20 protein-coding genes are annotated in these 22,048 nt (G+C 45.9%); 12 read left to right on the top strand and 8 right to left on the bottom strand.

The window, feature by feature from the left end; all coding sequences use genetic code 11:
- Nucleotides 1–71: 71 nt before the first annotated feature.
- Entirely contained in the window at nt 72–329 is a 258-nt protein-coding gene (locus RIM23_RS07575) for a hypothetical protein (RefSeq protein ID WP_446365869.1), read from the bottom strand.
- A 160-nt stretch (nt 330–489) separates the two neighbouring features.
- Between RIM23_RS07575 and lpdA the strand changes: the two genes are divergently transcribed.
- The 4 genes from lpdA (at nt 490) to RIM23_RS07555 (ending at nt 4,594) form a co-directional block, all read left to right on the top strand.
- Nucleotides 490–1,923: a dihydrolipoyl dehydrogenase gene (lpdA, locus tag RIM23_RS07570; protein WP_446365867.1), complete on the top strand. Its 1,434-nt coding sequence runs from the start codon at nt 490–492 to the stop codon at nt 1,921–1,923.
- Nucleotides 1,924–2,075: 152 nt separating this feature from the next.
- On the top strand, nt 2,076–2,978 hold the full coding sequence (gene trpC / locus RIM23_RS07565) for an indole-3-glycerol phosphate synthase TrpC (protein WP_446365865.1): 903 nt from the start codon (nt 2,076–2,078) through the stop codon (nt 2,976–2,978).
- Between the two features lie 120 nt (nt 2,979–3,098).
- Nucleotides 3,099–3,386, top strand: a complete 288-nt coding sequence (locus RIM23_RS07560; RefSeq protein ID WP_446337502.1) for a DUF5340 domain-containing protein — start codon at nt 3,099–3,101, stop codon at nt 3,384–3,386.
- A gap of 53 nt (nt 3,387–3,439) precedes the next feature.
- Nucleotides 3,440–4,594 (top strand): pyridoxal-phosphate-dependent aminotransferase family protein, encoded by a 1,155-nt coding sequence (locus tag RIM23_RS07555; RefSeq protein WP_446365863.1) that lies wholly within the window; start codon nt 3,440–3,442, stop codon nt 4,592–4,594.
- Between the two features lie 193 nt (nt 4,595–4,787).
- On the opposite strand, the gene RIM23_RS07550 is transcribed toward RIM23_RS07555, so the two are convergent.
- The 7 genes from RIM23_RS07550 to RIM23_RS07520 form a co-directional block, all read right to left on the bottom strand.
- Nucleotides 4,788–4,979, bottom strand: a complete 192-nt coding sequence (locus RIM23_RS07550; RefSeq protein WP_006100242.1) for a DUF2949 domain-containing protein — start codon at nt 4,977–4,979, stop codon at nt 4,788–4,790.
- 457 nt (nt 4,980–5,436) lie between these two features.
- Nucleotides 5,437–6,003, bottom strand: coding sequence for a DUF192 domain-containing protein (locus RIM23_RS07545; RefSeq protein WP_446365861.1), 567 nt, complete (start codon nt 6,001–6,003; stop codon nt 5,437–5,439).
- 266 nt (nt 6,004–6,269) lie between these two features.
- Nucleotides 6,270–6,971, bottom strand: coding sequence for a response regulator transcription factor NblR (gene nblR, locus RIM23_RS07540; protein ID WP_446365859.1), 702 nt, complete (start codon nt 6,969–6,971; stop codon nt 6,270–6,272).
- Between the two features lie 473 nt (nt 6,972–7,444).
- Nucleotides 7,445–7,696, bottom strand: coding sequence for a UPF0175 family protein (locus RIM23_RS07535; RefSeq protein ID WP_446365857.1), 252 nt, complete (start codon nt 7,694–7,696; stop codon nt 7,445–7,447).
- Between the two features lie 15 nt (nt 7,697–7,711).
- Nucleotides 7,712–8,323 (bottom strand): hypothetical protein, encoded by a 612-nt coding sequence (locus RIM23_RS07530; protein ID WP_446365855.1) that lies wholly within the window; start codon nt 8,321–8,323, stop codon nt 7,712–7,714.
- A gap of 107 nt (nt 8,324–8,430) precedes the next feature.
- Nucleotides 8,431–8,625 carry a hypothetical protein gene (locus RIM23_RS07525; protein WP_446337493.1) on the bottom strand — a complete coding sequence of 65 codons (195 nt, stop codon included), beginning with the start codon at nt 8,623–8,625 and terminating at the stop codon, nt 8,431–8,433.
- 233 nt (nt 8,626–8,858) lie between these two features.
- Nucleotides 8,859–9,134: a helix-turn-helix transcriptional regulator gene (locus RIM23_RS07520; protein WP_446365853.1), complete on the bottom strand. Its 276-nt coding sequence runs from the start codon at nt 9,132–9,134 to the stop codon at nt 8,859–8,861.
- A gap of 247 nt (nt 9,135–9,381) precedes the next feature.
- On the opposite strand from RIM23_RS07520, the gene RIM23_RS07515 reads away from it, so the two are divergent.
- The 8 genes from RIM23_RS07515 to RIM23_RS07480 all read left to right on the top strand — a co-directional run bounded on the left by RIM23_RS07515 (nt 9,382) and on the right by RIM23_RS07480 (nt 21,987).
- A complete protein-coding gene (locus RIM23_RS07515; RefSeq protein WP_446365851.1) occupies nt 9,382–9,744 on the top strand; it encodes a hypothetical protein in 363 nt (120 codons plus the stop codon).
- A 4-nt stretch (nt 9,745–9,748) separates the two neighbouring features.
- Nucleotides 9,749–13,648 (top strand): hydantoinase B/oxoprolinase family protein, encoded by a 3,900-nt coding sequence (locus RIM23_RS07510; RefSeq protein WP_446365849.1) that lies wholly within the window; start codon nt 9,749–9,751, stop codon nt 13,646–13,648.
- 810 nt (nt 13,649–14,458) lie between these two features.
- Entirely contained in the window at nt 14,459–16,252 is a 1,794-nt protein-coding gene (locus tag RIM23_RS07505) for an ATP-binding protein (protein WP_446365847.1), read from the top strand.
- A 101-nt stretch (nt 16,253–16,353) separates the two neighbouring features.
- Nucleotides 16,354–17,529 (top strand): formamidase, encoded by a 1,176-nt coding sequence (gene fmdA / locus RIM23_RS07500; protein WP_446365845.1) that lies wholly within the window; start codon nt 16,354–16,356, stop codon nt 17,527–17,529.
- Between the two features lie 126 nt (nt 17,530–17,655).
- On the top strand, nt 17,656–17,913 hold the full coding sequence (locus RIM23_RS07495) for an FmdB family zinc ribbon protein (protein ID WP_446365843.1): 258 nt from the start codon (nt 17,656–17,658) through the stop codon (nt 17,911–17,913).
- Nucleotides 17,914–18,051: 138 nt separating this feature from the next.
- Nucleotides 18,052–19,623, top strand: a complete 1,572-nt coding sequence (locus tag RIM23_RS07490) for a hybrid sensor histidine kinase/response regulator (RefSeq protein WP_446365841.1) — start codon at nt 18,052–18,054, stop codon at nt 19,621–19,623.
- A gap of 259 nt (nt 19,624–19,882) precedes the next feature.
- The gene (kaiC, locus tag RIM23_RS07485) at nt 19,883–21,583 is read left to right on the top strand and encodes a circadian clock protein KaiC (protein ID WP_446365839.1); all 1,701 of its coding nucleotides are present in this window, start codon (nt 19,883–19,885) and stop codon (nt 21,581–21,583) included.
- Nucleotides 21,584–21,672: 89 nt separating this feature from the next.
- Nucleotides 21,673–21,987, top strand: coding sequence for a circadian clock KaiB family protein (locus tag RIM23_RS07480; RefSeq protein WP_446365837.1), 315 nt, complete (start codon nt 21,673–21,675; stop codon nt 21,985–21,987).
- Nucleotides 21,988–22,048 lie beyond the last annotated feature (61 nt).

The raw sequence follows: 22,048 nt of genomic DNA, 5'->3' as shown, positions 1-22,048 counted from the left end.
GTGTTCCAAACGTAGCTCCCTCATCTCAACCATCTCCCCCTGCACTTTGGCATCTCGGTTCTGTTGTCTTCCTATTCATCCTCTGGTAACTCAGTGTCGCCAAAAAATGCATCGAGATCAGCCGCAGCTTCTTCGAGAAGATCCAGATCGAAAATGTCATCGTCTGACTGGGAGGATTTTGATTGAGGAGTAGGGGCTTTCGATGAAGAACGGCGAGATGGCGATTGGGGAGGAGGGGATGGGTGCCCCAAGAGATTCTCAAGTTGGTCAAGGGATTCCACAAAGGCTTTAGCTGCTTCATTTCGATGATTTTGCTGAGGTTCGCGCATAATAGTTGATTTCCTAAAGCTAGTGTTTATGGAGATGAACGCTACTCATTAGCCTATGTCGGAGAAACTAGCACCCTTACCGCTTGATCCTATGGTATAGTCTTTTAGGTTTAGGGATGGCTTGAAAGCTGGAATCGGCAAAATCTTGAGGGAAATGGATGTGAGTCAAGAATTTGATTACGATTTAGTGATTATCGGTGCTGGTGTCGGTGGGCATGGCGCGGCAATACATGCTGTCAGTTGCGGATTGAAAACCGCCATCATTGAAGCCTCCCAAATGGGCGGTACTTGTGTAAATCGCGGTTGTATCCCGTCAAAAGCCCTATTAGCCGCATCAGGGCGAGTACGGGAGTTACGCAATACCCATCATCTGAAATCCCTGGGAATTCAGGTGGGTGGCGTGGACTTTGACCGAGACGCGATCGCCAACCATGCCAATACCCTGGTGAGTAAGATTCGCGGCGATCTCACCAACAGCCTCAAACGCTTAAATGTTGATATCATTCCCGGTTGGGGTCGGGTAGCTGGACAACAAAAAGTAACGGTGACGACAGACAGTGGCGAAAAAACTCTTACCGCCAAAGACATTATCCTCTGTACAGGTTCCGTTCCCTTCGTCCCCCCCGGTATTGAACTCGACGGGAAAACCGTATTCACCAGCGACGACGCCCTAAAGCTCGAATGGTTACCCCAATGGGTGGCAATTATTGGCAGTGGTTATATTGGTTTAGAGTTTGCTGACATCTATACAGCCCTAGGGTCGGAAATCACCATGATTGAAGCCCTCGACCAGTTAATGCCCACATTTGACCCAGATATTGCCAAACTAGCCACCCGGGTGCTGATTTCTCCCCGCGATATTGAAACCTATTCCGGCATTCTGGCACAAAAAGTGACTCCCGGTTCACCCGTTGTGATTGAACTGGCGGATGCCAAAACCAAGGAAGTTGTGGATGTCCTAGAAGTTGATGCTTGCTTAGTCGCCACGGGACGGATTCCCGTGAGCAAGGATTTAGGCTTAGAATCAGTAGGTGTGGAAACAGATCGCCGAGGATTCATCCCCGTCAATGATCAAATGGCAGTTTTATCCGGTGACGAAGCCATTCCCAATTTGTGGGCAATAGGTGACGCCACAGGTAAACTTATGCTGGCACATGCGGCATCAGCTCAAGGGGTTGTCGCGGTGGAAAATATCTGTGGGCGTCATCGTACCATTGACTATCGCAGCATCCCCGCCGCCGCCTTTACCCATCCAGAAATTAGTTACGTGGGACTGACTGAACCCGCCGCCAAGGAACTCGGAGAAAAAGAGGGGTTTGAAGTTGCCTCGGTGAGGACGTATTTTAAAGGAAATTCCAAAGCGATCGCACAAGGAGAGTCCGATGGCATTGCCAAAGTTATCTATCGTAAAGATAGCGGTGAAATCCTGGGCGTTCACATCTTGGGCATCCACGCCTCTGATTTAATTCACGAAGCCTCAAACGCCATCGCCCAACGACAGTCGGTAAATACTCTGGCATACTTAGTCCATGCCCATCCCACCTTGTCAGAAGTCCTCGACGAAGCCTACAAGCGAGCCGTTGCTAGTCATTAAACCTATTGTGATCAAGAACAAATAACGTAGTACAAGAAGGTAGAAAACTCCACGGTTCCAGGGCTGTAAACTTTAAAGTATGTGCTTTTTTGCCTGTTGTTAACTCTTGACAAATGACCAATGACCAACGACGAATGACAAATGAATGACCAATGACAAATGACCAACTACCAATTCGCCGCCGTCCACCCAATCCGGCGGTTGACCTGAATATCCTGCGCTATCAAGTCGTTCTCCCAGACGCCCAGCCGCGCCATATTCTGGAAGAAATTGTCTGGCATAAAGAAACAGAAGTTGACCGGATGCGGGAACGGCTACCCTTAGCTGAACTCCGGAAACAGATAGAATCGGCACCACCGCCGCGTGACTTTAAAGCGGCGTTATTAGGGGCAAAGACTCGTCCCGCATTAATTGCTGAAGTAAAAAAGGCATCTCCAAGTAAAGGCGTGATTCGGGAAGCGTTTGACCCCGTGGCGATTGCCCGTTCTTATGAACAAGGTGGTGCTTCTGCCATATCCGTGCTGACTGATCAAAAGTTCTTTCAAGGGAGTTGGGAGAATCTCAGCCAAGTGAGGGCTCAGGTCAACTTGCCAATTCTGTGTAAAGAGTTCATCATTTATCCCTATCAACTCTATCTGGCTCGGAGTCACGGTGCTGATGCGGTTTTGCTGATTGCGGCGATCTTGTCGGATCAAGACCTACGGTACTTTGTCAAAATTGCCAATGGGTTATCCATGACCCCTCTGATCGAAGTGCATACCCTGGATGAATTAGACCGCGTGTTATTGGTAGATGGCGTTACCCTAGTAGGTATAAACAACCGCAACTTGGCAGATTTCTCAGTTGATCTCCAAACAACCTGCCAACTTCTGGCAGCGCGAGGTCAGCAGCTCAAAGAACGCGGTATTCTGATTGTCAGTGAGTCAGGATTGCACAAAAAAGCCGATTTAGAGCAGGTCGCATCGGCGGGTGCTACCGCTGTACTAATTGGTGAATCATTGGTTAAACAACCTGATCCAGCCCAAGCCATCACCAATTTATTGCCAAGTGCGTGAGTTCTGTGTAATCAATCGTCCTTGCCTGTTGATTTGTCACAGAGCAGGTCAGATCATCCGATACGCTTGTCGAACGTGAAGATTAATCGCAATTCGTCCATTTAAGGTAAGCCAGGTTTCATGGAGCCAATACCCCTTCCGTCATATATTCACTACGAACTGCTACTACAGATGCTAGAGCGTCATACTGCCTTTGCCACGAATCAAAACCCGATGATTCGAGAACAGGTGCATCAGTTGATTGCCACTCTCCGCAAAGCGTTAGCCCAGCAGAAACAACTAGAACAAACCTGTGGGCGCCTCAACTTACCAGTTGAGTACCGTTGGTCACTCAATAATGTCAACGTTGAGTCAAAATCATCGGATAATGGTTTTCCTCTAGATTCGGAAACCAAAACTCAGTCATGAGATAGTGGTGTCATTCTGAATTATGTGATGCTCAATGATTGAGGATAACGCTCATGGATAATAAGTTGATGCTGATGATTCCCGGACCAACACCGGTGCCCGAACAGGTATTGCTGGCGTTAGCCAAGCATCCCATTGGGCATCGCAGTGGGGAATTTAGCGCCATTATGGCAGAGGTGACCCAAAACCTACAATGGTTGCACCAAACTCAGAACGATGTTTTGGTGTTAACGGTGAGTGGTACGGGTGCCATGGAAGCCGGGATTATTAATTTTTTGAGTCCTGGCGATCGCGTTTTGGTCGGAACGAATGGTAAATTTGGCGATCGCTGGGCAAAGATGAGTGCAGCGTTCGGTCTAGAGGTGGAGACGATTACGGCACCGTGGGGTCAACCCCTCGATCCGGAACAGTTTCGCCAAAAGCTGGTGGCGGATACGGATAAGACAATCAAAGCCGTTATTGTCACCCACTCAGAAACCTCCACAGGTGTACTCAACGACCTGGAAACGATTAATCGTTACGTCAAAGAACACGGTCAAGCTCTAATTATTGTAGACGCGGTAACCAGTTTAGGCGCTGTCAGTTTACCGATTGATCAGTGGGGGATTGATGTGGTGGCTTCAGGTGCCCAAAAAGGCTATATGGTTCCCCCTGGATTAGGGTTTGTCTGTGTCTCGGATAAAGCTTGGCAAGCTTATGAGACAGCCAAACTGCCTCGCTTTTATTTAGATTTGGGTGTGTATCGTAAAGCGGCAAAAAAGAATAGCAATCCGTTTACCCCCCCAGTCAATTTAGTGGTGGGATTGCAAACAGCGTTGCGAATGATGCAAGCTGAAGGGTTAGATAATATTTTTGCCCGTCATCAACGGCTGATGCAAGCAACTCGGGCGGCGATGGAGGCGCTTTCCCTTCCCCTATTTGCTCCGGATATCGCGGCGAGTCCTGCGGTAACGGCTGTGGCGCCTGTGTCGATTGAAGCCGAACAAATTCGGGGCGTGATGAAAAAGCGCTTTGATATTTCCCTAGCTGGGGGACAAGATCACTTGAAAGGTAAAATATTTCGCATTGGTCACTTAGGCTTTGTTTGCGATCGCGATATTCTGGCGGCGATTGGGGCGCTAGAAGCGACGCTGCGAGAGTTGGGTTATGAGTCCATGACACCAGGAGCAGGAGTGTCAGCTGCGGCTCGCGTCTTGACTGAATCTTAGGCTAAGCCATAAACGAAATACACTAAAGACGCCAAAAAAGAGCGGGTCAACTAGCGACCCGCTCTTTCTTGTAGAGGAATCAATGGTCAATGGATAACATTGTATGAAATTGAACGGTTTAGACTTGAATGGATTATTCCCAAAGCGTAAGCACTTAGACATTACTATATGCTCCTGACCGATTATTTGAATTTCAGACTGTTTCCAGCCAGTCATAGATTTGGTCTAATTGCTGCAATGTGACTAAACCGTACTGCCACAGAATCATCGGTAATGGTCCTGGGTCTTGTTCCCGACGCCGTTGAGCGATCGCAATGGAATCGGTAGAAATTGCCAATTCCTCTTGCAGAAATCGTAAAAATTCAGAATAGGTTGCAGGTGCCATAACTGCTATTCACCTCCTTATCGGATCTATTGTGGAATCAGCGTCCTGCCTCCTTTAGCAATGGGTAGACACATTTAATACTGTCTACTAGCTGAGGGTTCTTTGCTTATTGTGATAGGTTAATCCGGCACTGCTTGTGTCCTAGATCACTGACCATCTAAGATGTTGATTGATCGAGTTGACAACTCACAGGATGTACTGACCAGGTATCGTTTGAACCCTCACCCCCCATCGACTCTTTGTGTACTGTTTCGCCTCGCCTCACCTCACACCACTAAAAGGCTATTCCAGACTACACCCGTACTTGGTCGCTTTGATGGGTATCCACCACTAAGGCAGGTTACTACCTCGTCGTCAATGGTCTTAGATTAAAAATCTATCTTACGAAATGTTAACGTAATTTCGTAGAAAAATCTTTACATCGTTTATTTATTTTCTCAATGATGTTAATCAAAATTTAAGATTTTGGCGATGGATTAATCTCATCCTCTAGGATGGTGATTGTGATGCGATCGCCCACCTTGAGACCCAGTTGAGCGGCTCGTCCCCCAGCAAGTTCAATCACTTGGTCAACCAGAACCCCCGGACCGTAGGTAGGACAGGGATTAGCAGTGCAGGGGGGAACATTTGCCGCGATCGCTTTAACTTCGCCATCTCGCAAAAAGATCATATCCAGAGGGATTTTCACATTCTTCATCCAAAACGAAGCAGGTCGCGGCGGATTCAAGGGAAACAACATTCCTCTGTCTGGTGCTAAAGCCGTGCGATACATCAATCCAATCTGCTGTTGTCCAGGTGTTCTAGCGACTTCGAGTAAAATCTGCTGATCACCGATCTGAGTTTGAGCGCTAATGGGTAACATCTGACCGGAATTGGGAGGTGACGAGGAGAGGGATGGCGGTTCTGGAAGCCGTTCGCCGGACTTCAAGGGTGTTCCATCGGCGACATTGTTTGAGCCGGAAGCCGAACATCCAAGCAGTATCAGACTAAGAGTTATTCCGAATAGGCGAATAGGATAGTTCATAGGTTTAGGTGAGGGATAAGGGAAAGCAGGGGGAGCAGGGGAGCAGAGGGAGCAGGGGGAGCAGGGGGAGCAGGGAAAGCAGGGGGAGCAGGGGGAGCAGGGGGAGCAGGGAAAGCAGGGGGAGCAGGGGGAGCAGGGGGAGCAGGGGGAGCAGGGGGACGAATGATGAATGAAAAATGACGTAGCTTGCTTCTTTTTGAAAGCGACTAGGACAAATGACCAATGACGATCACAACCGTTAACTTTAATTTTTCCCACCCACTTAACTAGGATTCTCGTAAGACGTAACCCACACCCCGGACAGTTTGAATCAAGCGCTTGTCGCCCTCATCTTCAATTTTGATACGTAGATAACGAATATACACCTCAATCACATTAGACTCGCCCAGAAAATCGTATCCCCAAACATTTTCCAGAATCTGTTCGCGAGTTAGAACTTCGCGGGGATGAGTCATCAAATACTTAAGCAGTTCAAACTCTTTCATCGTCAAATCAATCACTCGTCCTCCCCGCATCGCGCGGCGCGTCGTTAAATCTAACGCCAAATCCCCAAATCTGACTTGTTCACTCGTATTGGTATCGGGTTCTAGATACAGACGTACCATCTGTAAAAAGGCGTCAGCGCGATAGGGTTTAAGGAAAAAATCATCAGCACCCGCTTCTAAACAGGCGACTCGATCCTCGATCGCGTCGCGAGTGATGAGTAAGACTAGAGGGACACGAGAACCGGCTTTTCTCAAGCGAGTACATAAACTCAAACCTGATTCTCCAGAACCAGAAAGCAATTGATCTACAACCATCATAGCGGGTTGGAGTTGACAAGCTTGATGCCAGCCACTGGGCGCATCTGTAGCGATAACCGTATGATAGCCAGCTTCTGTTAGATCTAGACTCATGCGTTGAGCTAGAGTTTCATCGGTTTCTACGAGCAAAACACAGGGATTACCGTCAAGGGGAGCAGATTGCATAGATGGCGCTGGTGATGAGTCGTTGGGTGTAACACCGGAATTTCCTCTATTGTTCTAGCATGACTGGGCGTTGGCTGAATTATCCTGCTCCTTTTGGAGTGGGTTGTCACTCACATCTTGAACCCGTCTCAATAAATATTGATGTAGGGTGGGCATCGCCCACCAACTAAAATTTCAGTACCATTCATGTTAGGGTCAATAGCACGCTCCAGTCGGCTTTGAACTCAAGTACTGGACTGACACAGCTAAAATTGTGGAATAGATTTGATCATTGAACCGGGTTCACGGAGCATGCGCCCCTACGGTTTCCGGGCTTAAGCTTAATTCATGAAATTAGGTGTATTACGCCACTACTTTCTGTTTCTTATTAGTCGTCTTCAGACGACTTTCACTATGAGCCTCGGAATTGATTCTGAGGCGGAGTAACTTGGTGGAGATAGAGTAGGGGTGATATGTTGACAATGAGCAGGGGTTCAGGCATTGTTGATATCCTGTTCTAATTCTTCTGGGGTTAAAGAGAAGGGAGATACCTGATAACGCCCTAGTAATATCAGAAATTCTACTCGTGAGATTCCGGCTAATTGAGCGGCGCGTCCAGATGAGAGTTTTCCCAGTTCAAAGAGTTTAGCGGCGGCTAATAGCTGGAGTTCTCTAGCAATAGTTTCGGGTGTGTCTTTGAGACTGATTAATATTTCTTCAGGAATATCGAGTTGAATTGTACTCATGAACACACCTAACCTCTAGTAACCCGATGTACTCACCGTCGGAATCTCACCTAACTTCTGAGTTCCTTGCTCTATAATTTCTTTCATCGCATCTACCCAGCAACTCTGCCCATCTATGGGAACGACAAATTTATCGGCAATTTGCCCTCCTTCCTTGATAGTGAATTCAACATTTCCCGAATCATCGCGTCTGACTTTCCAGATATAATCCTCAATTAAAAACGTACTGGGAAAATCCTTTTCCAAAAACGCCGAAACAATATGATGCCCCATTCTGAATGCTTCTGATACAGGAATATCTATCGTCACAAGTAACTTAAAATCTTGCAATCGATAGCTATTCATAGCAGCGACACAAAATACAATTAATCCATCGCTGGCAAACTCAATTTGGAGGGGGGTGTCGTGGGAATTTACCTGTTTGGCTAGATTAAATGCTGCCGTTGAAAATAAGTTCCCGTCTTTCCATTCTCGCCAACATGACCGATGTACAAACCTTCTCGCTAACTGTGCCAGGGAGCTTGAGACCTTTGGATGAATATAAGGGAGTTGTGCTGCATCATAACGATTATCAATTACCTGATCGCAGATAGCACATTTTGTTACATTTTGAATAAAAAATGGCATGGTTTCATCGGGGTCTTTTCGTGGCTTGCGATCGCACTCGTGCTAAGTTAATCCTGAATTCTCCACAGCAATACCCGCCCCTCATCTCCCCCCTGTATCGCTAAAGCTCAAATTTCGCCGTTTATTTGCATCTGATGGACTTTATCAGCTAATTCCTGGCGGCGCTGTTCGCTGAGTTCATCAATCGCCAGCATTCCCATGTAAATAACCTCTTTCAGGGTCAATCGGGTTGATTGCGCCTGTTTCTGTACTTGTTCCTTAATAACGGGACTTACCCCTATGGCGGTGCTGGCTCTAGGCACTCAAGTTCGCTTTCTAATCAACACTTCGCCTAAATGGTAACACCTTACGATTCGTTACAGTTGGCTTTCTCGCTTAAACAAGTGTTGACACGCTTAAGCGTTTAGGATTATATTTAAGTTCAAAGCAAATAGTCACGTTCTCAAGGAGTAAGTAAATCTTTGAACCCGTTAAAACGGGTTTAAGCTTTTATTCTCGAAGAGTACTTTAGTTCAGGGCTTTCAGGGCTTCATTCTCAATCATCATCAGAATGCGATCGCGGATTGTCTTTAGCCGAAACTCGCACCGGTCCCAACTGATCGGGCAATTCCTCAATCGAGATACCCAACTCCCGACATAACGCTTTGACTTGAGGAATCGTCGGTCGAGGAGTCGCCTCACCTGTCTCCCAGCGCACATAGGTTCGCAACGGAATGCGACACCGTCTCGCTAATTCCTCTTGAGTTAAATTGAGTTGTTCTCTGAGTATCTTTAACGGAGACTCAGCTTCTGGGGACTGTTTTTTGATCATGGTGTTGCTTTTTATCACGTCAACATGTTATTTTGACAGAAGTCATATAAACGTGACTCAATAACATGTGACGACAACCGAAAAGACCAGACAATTGAAACAGTTCCGTCAAGATAGGGCGTGGCTGACTGGTCTTTCCTTCTCAGTGTCTCATCTTAATCAAAGATCCGCCGAAAAAATCCAAAGTGACCGAAATTGATCGCGTCGCCACGGATATTGCTGCCATCAATCAACAGGGTAAGCCATCATGACACCTTTATTTCGCCGCCTCCAACCCGCCCAGAAATTCCATATCAGCCCCAGCAGTATCGCCCGACTCCTGAAAATCCCCAGACATCTGATTGTGCGCGTGGAATCTTGGGCATATATCGTCTTTGTTCATCGCCGCGACAAAGGCGGACAATTCATCAGCTATCGCAAATTACGCCAATGGTTCAACGCCATCGCCTGCCAAATTCAACACTGCACCACCTGCCAACAACTACAGCAATTGTGGCTGGCGATTGAGCGCGATCGCAAACGGCACAATCAGCAATACAATGACCAGGATGCCGAATTATTATACAATTTTTGGAAAAGGTGCTGGCATACAGTAGGGCATTCGCAATAGATCCATGACATCTAATAACGGCTGGCAATTTTGGATTGATCGCGGCGGCACATTTACCGATATTGTGGCGCGTCGCCCTGATGGACAATTGGTAATTCACAAGCTACTCTCAGAAAATCCCGATCGCTACACCGATGCGCCAGTACAGGGAATCCGCGAGGTGATGGGAATTAAGGCTGATGCACCAATTCCCACCGAACAGATTGACGCCGTGAAAATGGGGACAACCGTAGCCACAAATGCCTTACTAGAGAGAAAAGGCGATCGCACCATTTTAATCATCACCAAAGGCTTCCGAGATGCCCTCCGCATCGGCTATCAAAACCGCCCCGATATTTTTGCCCGTGAGATTATCTTGCCAGAAATGCTCTACGAACGGGTGATTGAAGTCGAGGAACGCTACAGCGCCCACGGAGACGAATTAATTCCCGTTCAGATAGACGCCACTCGTCAGCAGTTACAAGCCGCTTATGATAGCGGAATTCGCAGTTGTGCCATCGTCTTAATCCATGGCTATCGCTATAAAAGCCACGAACAAGAACTTGCCAACTTAGCCCGTGCGATCGGGTTTACTCAAATCTCAGTTTCCCATGACGTCACACCCTTGATGAAAATAGTCAGCCGGGGTGACACCACCGTTGTCGATGCCTATTTATCCCCGATTCTGCGGCGGTATGTTAACCAAGTTTCCCATCAATTAACCGGAGAAATCAACACTCAAGACGCGCCATGGCACGTCTCTACATTTAACACTCAAAACTCCATTCGCTTAATGTTTATGCAGTCCAATGGTGGACTCACAGACGCCCGCACATTTCAGGGAAAAGACAGTATTTTATCCGGTCCTGCGGGTGGTATTGTCGGGGCAGTACAAACCAGTCAACTAGCCGGATTTGATCAGATTATCAGTTTTGATATGGGCGGTACTTCTACAGATGTCGCCCATTACAACGGCGAATACGAACGCACCTTTGAAACTGAAATTGCAGGTGTCCGATTACGCACCCCCATGATGTCCATTCATACCGTAGCAGCGGGTGGCGGTTCAATCGTGAAATTTGATGGGGCGCGGTATCGAGTGGGACCCGAATCAGCGGGGGCAAATCCCGGTCCTGCTGCTTATTCTCAGGGGGGTCCGTTAACCGTAACCGATTGCAATGTGATGGTGGGGAAATTGCAACCTGAGTTCTTTCCCCAAGTCTTTGGATCTGATGGCAATTTACCCTTAAATGATCAGGTGGTGCGAGAGAAATTTAGTCAACTAGCTACAGATATTGGAGATAACCGAACACCCGAAGCCGTCGCCGCCGGGTTTTTGGCAATTGCCGTCGAAAAAATGGCAAATGCGATTAAAAAAATCTCCTTACAACGAGGCTATGACGTATCAAACTATACCTTGTGTTGCTTTGGTGGTGCGGGGGGACAACACGCCTGTTTAATTGCTGATGCCTTGGGGATGAAACAGGTATTTCTTCATCCTTATGCGGGGGTATTATCTGCCTATGGGATGGGATTGGCAGATGTGCGGATATTGCGGGAACGTTCGGTAGAAGCCCAATTAACCGAGGATTTACTATCGGTAGGGACATCAGATATTACTCCGTTAGCGGAAATATTCGCCGAGTTAACAACAGCCGGAAAAGATGAAATTGCGACGACTCATATAGGAGAATCCACTCCAATTGATAGTCAAGTCATCCGCAAAGTGCATTTGAAATATCAGGGGACAGACTCACCCTTAATTGTCGATTTCGGTAGCGTGGATGAGATGCGGCAGCAATTTGAGGAGGCGCATCGCCAGCGTTATGGTTTTATTGTGGAAGAGAAAGCCTTAATTGTGGATTCGGTATCTGTGGAAGTAATCCAACAGATGGATGTGCCAGAAGAACCCGTGATTCAGCGTCACCGATTAGAACCGCCGCAATCTGTCGCCAAGGTGCAAATGTATACAGCCGATGCATGGCACGAGACACCTGTATTTCAGCGAGAGGAATTACAACCGGGAGACTCTATTCCCGCGCCGGCATTAATTATTGAAACAACGGGAACCAATGTCATTGAACCAGGTTGGCAAGCTGAAGTAACTGAACGGAATTATTTGATTTTGAAGAAGACGCAAAAATCAGTCAGGGCGGGTTTAGTTACATCTGGGGGCAAAGGAAATGATAGTAGTGAAACCCGCCCCTACACACTTAACACTCAAGCCTCAAAACTCTCCCAACCAGATCCAGTTACGCTAGAAATCTTTAATAATCTATTTCGTTCCATTGCCGAACAAATGGGAACCACGCTCCAAAATACCAGTTACTCGGTCAATATTAAAGAACGGTTAGATTTTTCCTGTGCTATTTTTGATGGACAAGGACAACTGGTTGCCAACGCCCCTCATATTCCCGTGCATTTGGGTTCAATGAGTGAAAGCGTTCGCAGTTTGATTGAGGCGTATGGTGATAGTCTCAAACCTGGAGATGTTTACGCGATTAATAATCCCTATAATGGTGGGACGCACTTACCTGATGTAACTGTAATTACCCCAGTTTTCCTGGAAGAAAGTGGGATTAGTGATACTTTTGATAAAACGAGCAAATCTTCGACAAAACCCACTCCTACATCCTCCCCTGACTCAAATACACCCCCCTTTCAAAGGGGGGCAAGGGGGGATAAAAACCCTCCCTTTCAAAGGGGGGCAAGGGGGGATAAAAATTCGACACCCTTATTCTACGTTGCCTCACGGGGACACCATGGGGATATTGGTGGAATTACCCCTGGTTCGATGCCCCCGGATAGTACAACCGTGGACGAAGAAGGGGTATTAATTGATAATTTTAAGGTAGTAGAATCCGGACGTTTCCGCGAAAAAGAATTATCTGAATTACTCCTACAAAGCACCTATCCAGTGCGAAATATCACCCAAAATATCGCGGACTTACAAGCTCAAATTGCTGCCAATGAAAAAGGCGTGCAAGAGTTGCGGCGAATGGTGGCACAGTCGGGTTTAGACACAGTACAAGCCTATATGGGTCATGTTCAGAATAATGCGGAAGAGTCGGTGCGGCGGGTGATTGATGTTCTCAAAGATGGCAATTTTACCTATAAGTTAGATACAGGTGGACAGATTCAAGTTGCTATTCGCATTGACCGAGAAAATCGCCGCGCCACAATTGATTTTACCGGGACATCCGCCCAGTTATCGAATAACTTTAATGCCCCGGCGGCGGTGTGTAAAGCGGCGGTTCTCTATGTTTTCCGTACTTTAGTCGATGATGATATTCCCCTGAATGCTGGATGTCTCAAACCCCTAGACATGATTATTCCCAAAGGTTGTCTATTAAATCCCCGTTATCCGGCGGCGGTTGTGGCGGGGAATGTGGAAACATCCCAGGTGATTACCGATGCGCTATATGGGGCGTTGGGGGTAATGGCTGCATCTCAGGGGACGATGAATAATTTTACCTTTGGTAATCAGAATTATCAATATTATGAAACCATTTGTGGCGGTTCTGGTGCTGGGGCGGAGTTTGATGGGGCGGATGCGGTACATACCCACATGACTAATTCTCGTTTAACGGACCCAGAAGTTTTAGAATGGCGGTTTCCGGTGGTATTAGAACAGTTTGGTATTCGGGGGAATAGTGGTGGAAATGGAAAGCATTGTGGGGGAAATGGTGTGATTCGGCGGATGCGGTTTTTGCAACCGATGACAGCCGCAATTTTATCGGGACATCGGATTGTTGCACCGTTTGGGTTACAGGGTGGTGAAGCGGGTGCTGTGGGGAAGAATTATGTGGAACGTCAGGATGGAACGATTGAGGAATTAGGAAATACAGCGGTTGTGGAAATGGAGGCGGGAGATGTTTTTGTGATTGAGACGCCTGGAGGTGGAGGATTTGGTGCTTCTGATTAAAGGGATAGCGGGTGATTTTTCTAAGCAAGATGGATGAGGCTTACGCCCGGAAATACTTGAGCAGCTTCGTAGATACGATGAAGCAAGGGGAGCATGTAGAGACGTGCCATGGCACGTCTGGGAGCTGGGGGAGATGGTAGCTGTTGGCGTTATTTCTGCTTGCCCTAGGTAAGTCGAGTCAATTACCCCGGATAAATGACAACGAACAACGAATAGTTTGTTGGAAAGTTTAAGTTATATTAAGCATAAATTAAATCTATATTAAAAATATGAATTAATGACCAAATTCCTAATTATCATGAAGTCACAACTTCGGTCAAGTTCAGATAAAAATGTTCAAGGGGATGAGTAGTCCAGTGTGAGAAAAGCCAATAAGCCTGTAATCAGCCCTAAGCTAGGAAAGGTGAATGCATTTACTGAAGGGATCACTGATACTAGGTTCTTGACCGACTTTGTGGGTGTCGTCTTACTGCCTCTAGAGTACCCGTTCAGTTATTAAAATTGTAGGCTGGCATTCCTGAAAAAGAGTAACAAAAGCTACAAAAAATACCCAAGTTTGGCGTAGTGTAACCTCCAACTTTGGTTATTGAACTGAGGTTATATCTAGAGCACACTCATTACAAAATTTATTTGGATTTGAATAAATTGGCAGAGCTTTTCAAGCATTGTGAATATAAATTATAACCAGGGTAGGCGTGCTAACTGTAGTTCAGTTAATAAACTATCACAGTTTAACTTGTTACAGCACTATCTTCCCTCTTAAATAACAGTCCAACTGAGTAGAAACAGATTCTTAGGCATATCTTATCCGTGCTAGACCCTACGCTCAACCCCAACCCTATATCGCTCAAGGTTCTCATCGTCGAAGAGGGTTACCAAACCCTAAAACTACTGGGAGAAGGATTATGTTCTGAAATTCAATATGCGTTTATTATTCAACAAGTTAGGCAGAGCCGTCAAGCCCTAGCTCGATTAAGTCAGGAAGAGTTTGATCTTCTGGTTGTTCATGTTTCCCCGGCTGATCCTCACGTTTTCGATACTGTTACTCAGATCAAACATTTAGGCTTAACTCTGCCAATTATCGGATTAAGCGCTAAGGAAAATCAAATCGTAAACCTACAAGTTATTCAAGCGGGGACATCCGATGATCAGGTGACAGAAAATCTCAAAAGTTACCGATTTATTCGGGCATTGCGTCATGCTATTGACGAACAGAAACGCCAAGAATCTCAACGTCTGAATCAGGTTTTAACTCAGTCAGCCTTACGCATTTCCGAAGAACGACTGCAAATGGCGTTATCGGGTAGCGATTTGGGTTTGTGGGATTGGCAATTAACCACTGGATATATTTATTTTAATCCTCAGTGGAAAACAATGCTGGGGTATGAACAAGACGAGATTGAAAATAATCTTAAATCCTTTCATGAGTTGGTGCATCCTGATGATTTTCTGAGATTGAAAGCGGTATTGAATGCTTATCTTGAGCGGTTAATTCCTACCTATGAAGTCGAATTTCGTATGCAATGTAAAACTGGGGAATGGAAGTGGATTTTGTCTCGTGGTAAAGTCTTTGAGTGGGATGAAGCGGGTAACCCAGTACGGATGACGGGGACTCATCGGGATATTAGCGATCGCAGAAAAGCGGAGGAGGCTTTGCGGGAGTCAGAAGCCGGGGAACGAAAAAAAGCTTATCAGTTAGAACTTGCCTTGTGTGAACTTAAAAATACCCAAGCGCAGTTGGTACAAACGAAAAAAATGGCATCCTTGGGACAGTTAGTGGCGGGTATTGCTCATGAGATTAATAATCCGATCAGCTTTATTGCCGGAAATGTTAGCTTTGCCCATCAATATGGGCGGGATTTGCTCACGTTGATCGATCTTTATCAACAGCATTATCCTCACCCAAATGCCCCAATTCAAGATGCAATGGAAGCCCTTGAGCTTGACTTTCTCAGGACAGACTTTCCCAAAGCCCTCAACTCTATTCGAGACGGCGTAGTTCGGATTCAGCAAATTGTGCGATCGCTACAGCATTTTTCTCACTTGAATGAAGCACAAATGAAGACAACAGATTTACATCAGGGGTTGGATAGTACTTTAATAATTTTACAGAATCGCTTCACTAAAAAGCCCAACATATCGCCTATTGAAGTCACTAAAGTATTCAGTAAATTACCTAAAATTGAATGTTATCCGGGTCAACTTAATCAAGTATTTATCAATATATTGAATAATGCCATTGATGCGTTAGAAGAAAAAAATAAACAGAATGATTCCTTTCAACCCCAGATTAAGATTAGCACAGAAATTTCTGAGTTAAACTCGACCGTTATTATTCGGATAGCCGATAATGGCTTAGGCATTCCCGCCCATTTGCAAGAGCATTTATTTGAACCGTTTTTCACCACCAAACCTGTAGGACAAGGGACAGGATTGGGATTAGCGATAAGTTATCAAATCATTGAAAAACACAAAGGAAAAATTACCTTTAATTCTCAATCTGGTATCGGGACAGAGTTTATCATTGAAATCCCCATAAAGCTAACCCATAAAACGGAACAATGGAGTCAAGTTCAATGGTTACGTCAAGCCATCGGCGCTTGAGTCAGATGAATGATTGATTTTTGTAGTTAATTATACAGTAATAATTCGTTATTTTCTCGTTGAATAGTTATAACAAAACAATCCATTGATCAAAAAATTCTATGCCCGACGTTCTATTTAAAGTAGACCTAACTAAACCCATGTCAGAACAGGATTTAGTCGGTCATAACCGCTGGCATCCTGATATTCCCGCCGTGGTTTCTGTCAATCCTGGGGATGTATTTCGCATTGAATGTAAAGATTGGACAGATGGGCAAATTAAAAATAATGATAACCCAGATGATGTGCGGGATGTGGATTTAACGGTGGTGCATGTGTTGAGTGGACCCATTTATGTGAATGGGGCGCAACCGGGCGATATTCTGGTTGTTGATTTATTAGATATTGGCGCATTACCGGGGGATGAATGGGGATTTACGGGTATTTTTGCCAGAGAAAATGGCGGCGGATTTCTCACGGATCATTTTCCCAATGCGGCTAAAGCCATTTGGGATTTACAGGGTATTTATACTCGTTCTCGGCATATTCCAGGGGTGCGATTTGCGGGAATTACTCATCCCGGTTTAATTGGTTGTGCGCCGTCGGCAGACTTATTAGCAAAATGGAATAAACGGGAAGCCGAATTGGTGGCAACAAATCCTAATCGTGTGCCACCCTTAGCCGCATTACCCAACCCGCAAAATGCAATTTTAGGTTCGTTGAAAGGGGCAGAATTTGACCGAGTTGCCGCTGAAGCCGCCCGCACAGTTCCGCCGCGTGAACATGGGGGAAATTGTGATATTAAGAATCTATCGAGAGGCTCACGAATTTATTTTCCGGTGTATGTAGATGGGGCGAAACTATCTATGGGAGATATTCATTTTTCCCAGGGCGATGGTGAGATTTCTTTCTGCGGTGCGATTGAAATGTCGGGTTATATTGACTTGCATGTCGATATTATTAAAGGGGGTGTAGAAAAATATGGGATGATTAATCCGATTTTTAAGCCGGGACCGGTTGAACCACGTTATTCAGAGTATTTAGTTTTTGAGGGAATTTCTGTTGATGAAGTGACTGGAGAGCAATATTATTTAGATGCCCATGTCGCCTATCGGCGGGCTTGTTTAAATGCAATTGAATACCTAAAAAAGTTTGGTTTTACGGGAGAACAAGCTTATTTACTTTTAAGTTGTGCGCCTATTGAAGGGCGGATCAGTGGAATTGTGGATATTCCTAATGCCTGTTGTACATTAGCCTTACCTACAGAAATTTTTGAGCAGCAGATTCTGCCAACTTAGTAGAAGAAGGCATAAGTCCATTGTTAAGGGGTTAGTTATTTTTACCCTACTTAAGTCGAATAGCACGTTCAGATGAGGCGGGTGGGCAATGCCCACCCTACGATATATAAAAGGAGAGAAAAAGATATGCCGTTGTATGAGTTTCGCTGTGATACTTGTGGGGATTTTGAGAAATGGCGCACATTGGCAGAAGCGGGAACACCACTGCTTTGTCCAACCTGTCAGGTAGTGGCGAAACGGGTATTTTCTGCGCCCATGGTGAATTTAAGTTCGGGGAGTTTACCCAAACAAAAGGAACCGCGACTGGTAAAGCGTTCTACGGAATCGACAACGCCCCAGTATAGTCAGCAGAAGAATGGACGCCCTTGGATGGTGAGTCATTAACATGAATTAGCACTCAAGCGGCAATAAATAAAGATGGCTTGATAACGAAAATAGGGTGATAGAGAAAATAGAATTGAGCAAAACGTTGCAAGGTCTGAGTTCAGACCCGCCAAATTATGTAAAAATGAAAATGGCAACGTGCCGCTTTTTGCCCAATTCAGTCATGCTAGTCCTTTCATGTCCTCCCGATTGCCCAAAATATTATTAGTTGATGATACTGTGGCTAATCTTCAATTAGTCTCAGATTGTTTAATTAAGGCAGGGTTTAACGTCCTCGCGGTTAAAAGTGGTGTGCAAGCGTTAAAAACTTTGGCAATAACCTTACCGGATCTGATCTTGTTAGATGTGGTGATGCCAAAAATGGACGGGTTTGAAGTCTGTCGTCGTTTAAAATCTCAGGAGAAAACTAAAGATATTCCCGTTATTTTTATGACAGCGGTTGCCGATCGCGCGAATCCCAGTTACAAGATTAAGGGGCTAAATTTGGGCGCTGTAGACTATATCAGCAAGCCGATTCAGCTTGAAGAGATTTTAGCTCGCGTCAAGACTCACCTGAAACTGCGGGCTTTAACCCAGCAACTCACCGAACAAAATACCTGCTTACAGCAAGAGATTCGTGTACATCATCAGACACAACAGATCCTGCAAGAAACTGAACGTCGATGGCGCTCGCTGTTGGAGAATGTGCAACTGATGGTTGTCGGCTTAGACTGGAAGGGGGATGTGGAGTATATGAACCCCTTTGGCTTAGGCTTAACTGGCTATACTCAAGAGGAAGTTTTAGGCAAAAACTGGTTCAATACGTTTATCCCATCCTCCGAGCAGCAGCAGCTTAAACAGATTTTTCATGAACTCTTATACCACAACAGCCACACCTACTATCAGCACTTCATTCTGACGAAATCCGGTGAAGAACGACTGATTGCTTGGAATAATAGTGTGTTACGAGATATTACTGGCGCGATCGCAGGAACCATGAGTATTGGTGAAGATATTACCCAGCGTCAAGCCATAGAAAGGATGAAAAATGAATTCATCTCCCTCGTTAGTCATGAACTTCGCACCCCACTCACCTCAATGCGCGGTGCTCTGGGCTTACTCAAGATGGGAGTCTATGACAATCAACCCGAAAAAGCCAAACGGATGCTAGAGATTGCAGCGGGAGACTGCGATCGCTTAGGGCGCCTGGTGAATGACATCCTCAGCTTAGAACGCTTGGATTCCGGTCAAGTGACGCTAGTCAAGGAACTTTGTGATGTGACAGATTTAATCCAACATTCCGTCGAAGCGATAGAAGCGATCGCGGATGCAGCCTTAATTTCTATCCGGGTGACTCCCCTATCGGCTAAAGTCTATGTTGCCCCTGATACCATTATTCAAACCCTGACAAATCTGTTGAGTAATGCCATCAAGTTCTCTGATAGCAATACGACGATCACCGTGAGTGTCCAACATCAGTCAGATTCTATTTTATTTCAAGTTACAGATCAAGGACGCGGAATTCCCCCTGAGCATCTTGAACGCATCTTTGGGCGATTTCAGCAAGTCGATGTTTCCGATTCTCGCCAAAAAGGAGGTACTGGTTTAGGATTAGCAATTTGCCGCAGTATTATACAGCAACATGGGGGGAAAATTTGGGCAGAAAGTACCCTCGGTTCTGGAAGTACCTTCTATTTTACATTGCCAGCTAATAAAGCGTCGGTTCCGTAATATCCAGTTATTCGTCATTTGTTGCTTAAGAAACTTCTCCAGCTGCCCCTCCCGTCCCCTACCCCCCTCTGCGCCCCTCTGCGCTTTCCCTCTGCGTTCCTCTGCGTTTTAACGATAATATCACGTCCTTCTCGCCCGTCATCATTTCCCCCTGCCTCCGTCATAAATTCCTCATTTTTTCCCGATAAAATGAGGTGATGGATAATGGTGGCTAATTTTCACCCATCCACCACTGACAAAATTCTAGGAGAGGCAATCCTTGTCACAAACCACATTAGCCAAAAATCAACTTCGCAAATGCCCCACGGGGATCAAAGGATTGGATGACATTACTGATGGGGGATTACCCTTAGGGCGAACCACCCTAGTTTGTGGAACAGCCGGGTGTGGTAAGACCTTAATGGGGATGGAGTTTCTCGTCCGGGGTATCCTAGACTACTCACAACCCGGTGTGTTCATGGCGTTTGAAGAAACGGCGGCAGAATTGACCCAAAATGTCGCCTCCTTGGGTTGGGATTTGGACGAACTGACGGCGGCGAAAAAACTCTCGATTGATTATGTTTATATTGACCCGCAGGAGATTGAAGAAACCGGGGACTATGATTTAGAAGCCTTATTTATTCGCCTCGGAAGTGCCATTGACACCATCGGTGCTAAGCGAGTTGTTTTAGATACCGTTGAAGTGCTCTTTTCCGGCTTATCGAATACAGCGATTGTCCGGGCAGAATTGCGGCGGTTGTTTCGCTGGTTGAAAACAAAAGGGGTTACAGCGATTGTTACGGGGGAAAAAGGGGAAAAATCCCTGACTCGTTATGGCATTGAGGAGTATGTTTCCGACTGCGTGATTCGCCTCGATCACCGCCTCTTTGAAGATATCTCAACCCGCAAGTTGCAAATTGTCAAGTACCGGGGTTCTAATCACGGCACAAATGACTATCCTTTTCTGATTAATTCAGAGGGGATTACTGTGTTACCGATTACATCAGTGGGATTAGATCATACCGTAACCGAGGAACGAATATCAAGTGGTATTGAACGCCTCGACACCATGCTGGGAGGGGAGGGATACTTTCGCGGTAGCAGTATTCTGATCACGGGTACGGCGGGAACGGGGAAAACTACCCTAGCCGCCCATTTTGCTGAAGCCACTTGTCGTCAGGGCGAACGCTGTCTCTATTTTGCCTTTGAAGAAGCCCCGCAGCAAATTATCCGCAATATGCGCTCAGTTGGCATTAACTTAGCCGAATTTGTCAGCCAAGACTTGTTACGGTTTCAGGCGAAACGCCCGACGGCTTTTGGCTTAGAAATGCACCTGGTACAAATCCACAGTTTTATCAAAGAATTTCAGCCAACGGTTGTGATTATTGACCCAATGAGTAATCTTGCCATGGGAGGTACTGTCTCTCAGGCAAAAGCCTTTCTTTTTCGTCTGATTGATCTGCTAAAATCTCAACAAATTACCGTTTTATTAACGAATTTAATTCAAGGGGGGATGCCGATGGAGCAGACTGAGATGGGTGTTTCTTCGTTAATGGATACGTGGTTAGAGGTGCGCTTTGTGGAGACTAATGGCGAACGCAACCGTGTATTTTTTATCCTTAAATCTCGTGGGATGGAACACTCCCATCAGGTGCGGGAATTAAAATTCACCAAGCAGGGAGTCGAGTTAGTCGATGTGTATTTGGGAGAAGGAATGGTGCTGACGGGTACGGCGCGAAGAATTCAAGAGGAAAAAGAAAACGCCGCCAATTTGACCCGAAAACAGGAGTTTGAACGCAAGCGCCGCGATTTTGCCCGCCAGAAAGCGGTTATCCAATCCCAAATTACCGCCTTACAAGCACAACTGGAACGGGAACAGGAAGATATAGAGACGATGATACAACAGGAGCAATCCCACTACGATAATCTACAACATAACCGAGTCGCGATCGCGCAGCTTCGTCAGGCGGATCTCCCTTGAAGGGGCGGGTAGTTTTTGGGGTGTGGGGAATTTCTTTTCCCTAGTATCAGTCGATTAAAACCAACAGATCCTATCAAGTATTTTTAATCATGGAAATTCAAACAGAAATCAGCAATCCCATACCAGAGATTTGGCAATTGCGCCTCTATGTGGCAGGACAAACTCCAAAATCCATTAAAGCCTTTGCTAACTTAAAAAAAATCTGTGAGGAACACCTGAATAGTCAATATCATATCGAAGTGATTGATTTATTAGAAAATCCTCAACTTGCTAAAGGAGACAAAATTGTGGCAATTCCGACATTAGTGCGAAAACTCCCGCCACCGATTAAACAAATTATTGGTGATTTATCCAATACCGAAAAAGTTTTGGTGGGACTCGATTTGCGGCGAGCCACCACATGATGCAGAGGCGAGGAGGTAGCAGGCTTAAGGGAACAGGACTATTATGGATAAAGAAATAGGA

Source organism: Coleofasciculus sp. G3-WIS-01, from assembly GCF_040223135.1.
Lineage (GTDB): Bacteria > Cyanobacteriota > Cyanobacteriia > Cyanobacteriales > Coleofasciculaceae > Coleofasciculus.
This window is presented reverse-complemented; position numbering and strand designations above follow the sequence as displayed.

Bases quoted from the DNA above. Each gene is read 5' to 3' on its own strand.
- RIM23_RS07575 (WP_446365869.1), bottom strand. From the start codon at position 329: ATGCGCGAACCTCAGCAAAATCATCGAAATGAAGCAGCTAAAGCCTTT.
- trpC (WP_446365865.1), top strand. From the start codon at position 2,076: ATGACAAATGACCAACTACCAATTCGCCGCCGTCCACCCAATCCGGCG.
- RIM23_RS07560 (WP_446337502.1), top strand. From the start codon at position 3,099: ATGGAGCCAATACCCCTTCCGTCATATATTCACTACGAACTGCTACTA.
- RIM23_RS07555 (WP_446365863.1), top strand. From the start codon at position 3,440: ATGGATAATAAGTTGATGCTGATGATTCCCGGACCAACACCGGTGCCC.
- RIM23_RS07550 (WP_006100242.1), bottom strand. From the start codon at position 4,979: ATGGCACCTGCAACCTATTCTGAATTTTTACGATTTCTGCAAGAGGAA.
- RIM23_RS07545 (WP_446365861.1), bottom strand. From the start codon at position 6,003: ATGAACTATCCTATTCGCCTATTCGGAATAACTCTTAGTCTGATACTG.
- nblR (WP_446365859.1), bottom strand. From the start codon at position 6,971: ATGCAATCTGCTCCCCTTGACGGTAATCCCTGTGTTTTGCTCGTAGAA.
- RIM23_RS07535 (WP_446365857.1), bottom strand. From the start codon at position 7,696: ATGAGTACAATTCAACTCGATATTCCTGAAGAAATATTAATCAGTCTC.
- RIM23_RS07530 (WP_446365855.1), bottom strand. From the start codon at position 8,323: ATGCCATTTTTTATTCAAAATGTAACAAAATGTGCTATCTGCGATCAG.
- RIM23_RS07520 (WP_446365853.1), bottom strand. From the start codon at position 9,134: ATGATCAAAAAACAGTCCCCAGAAGCTGAGTCTCCGTTAAAGATACTC.
- RIM23_RS07515 (WP_446365851.1), top strand. From the start codon at position 9,382: ATGACACCTTTATTTCGCCGCCTCCAACCCGCCCAGAAATTCCATATC.
- RIM23_RS07510 (WP_446365849.1), top strand. From the start codon at position 9,749: ATGACATCTAATAACGGCTGGCAATTTTGGATTGATCGCGGCGGCACA.
- fmdA (WP_446365845.1), top strand. From the start codon at position 16,354: ATGCCCGACGTTCTATTTAAAGTAGACCTAACTAAACCCATGTCAGAA.
- RIM23_RS07495 (WP_446365843.1), top strand. From the start codon at position 17,656: ATGCCGTTGTATGAGTTTCGCTGTGATACTTGTGGGGATTTTGAGAAA.
- RIM23_RS07480 (WP_446365837.1), top strand. From the start codon at position 21,673: ATGGAAATTCAAACAGAAATCAGCAATCCCATACCAGAGATTTGGCAA.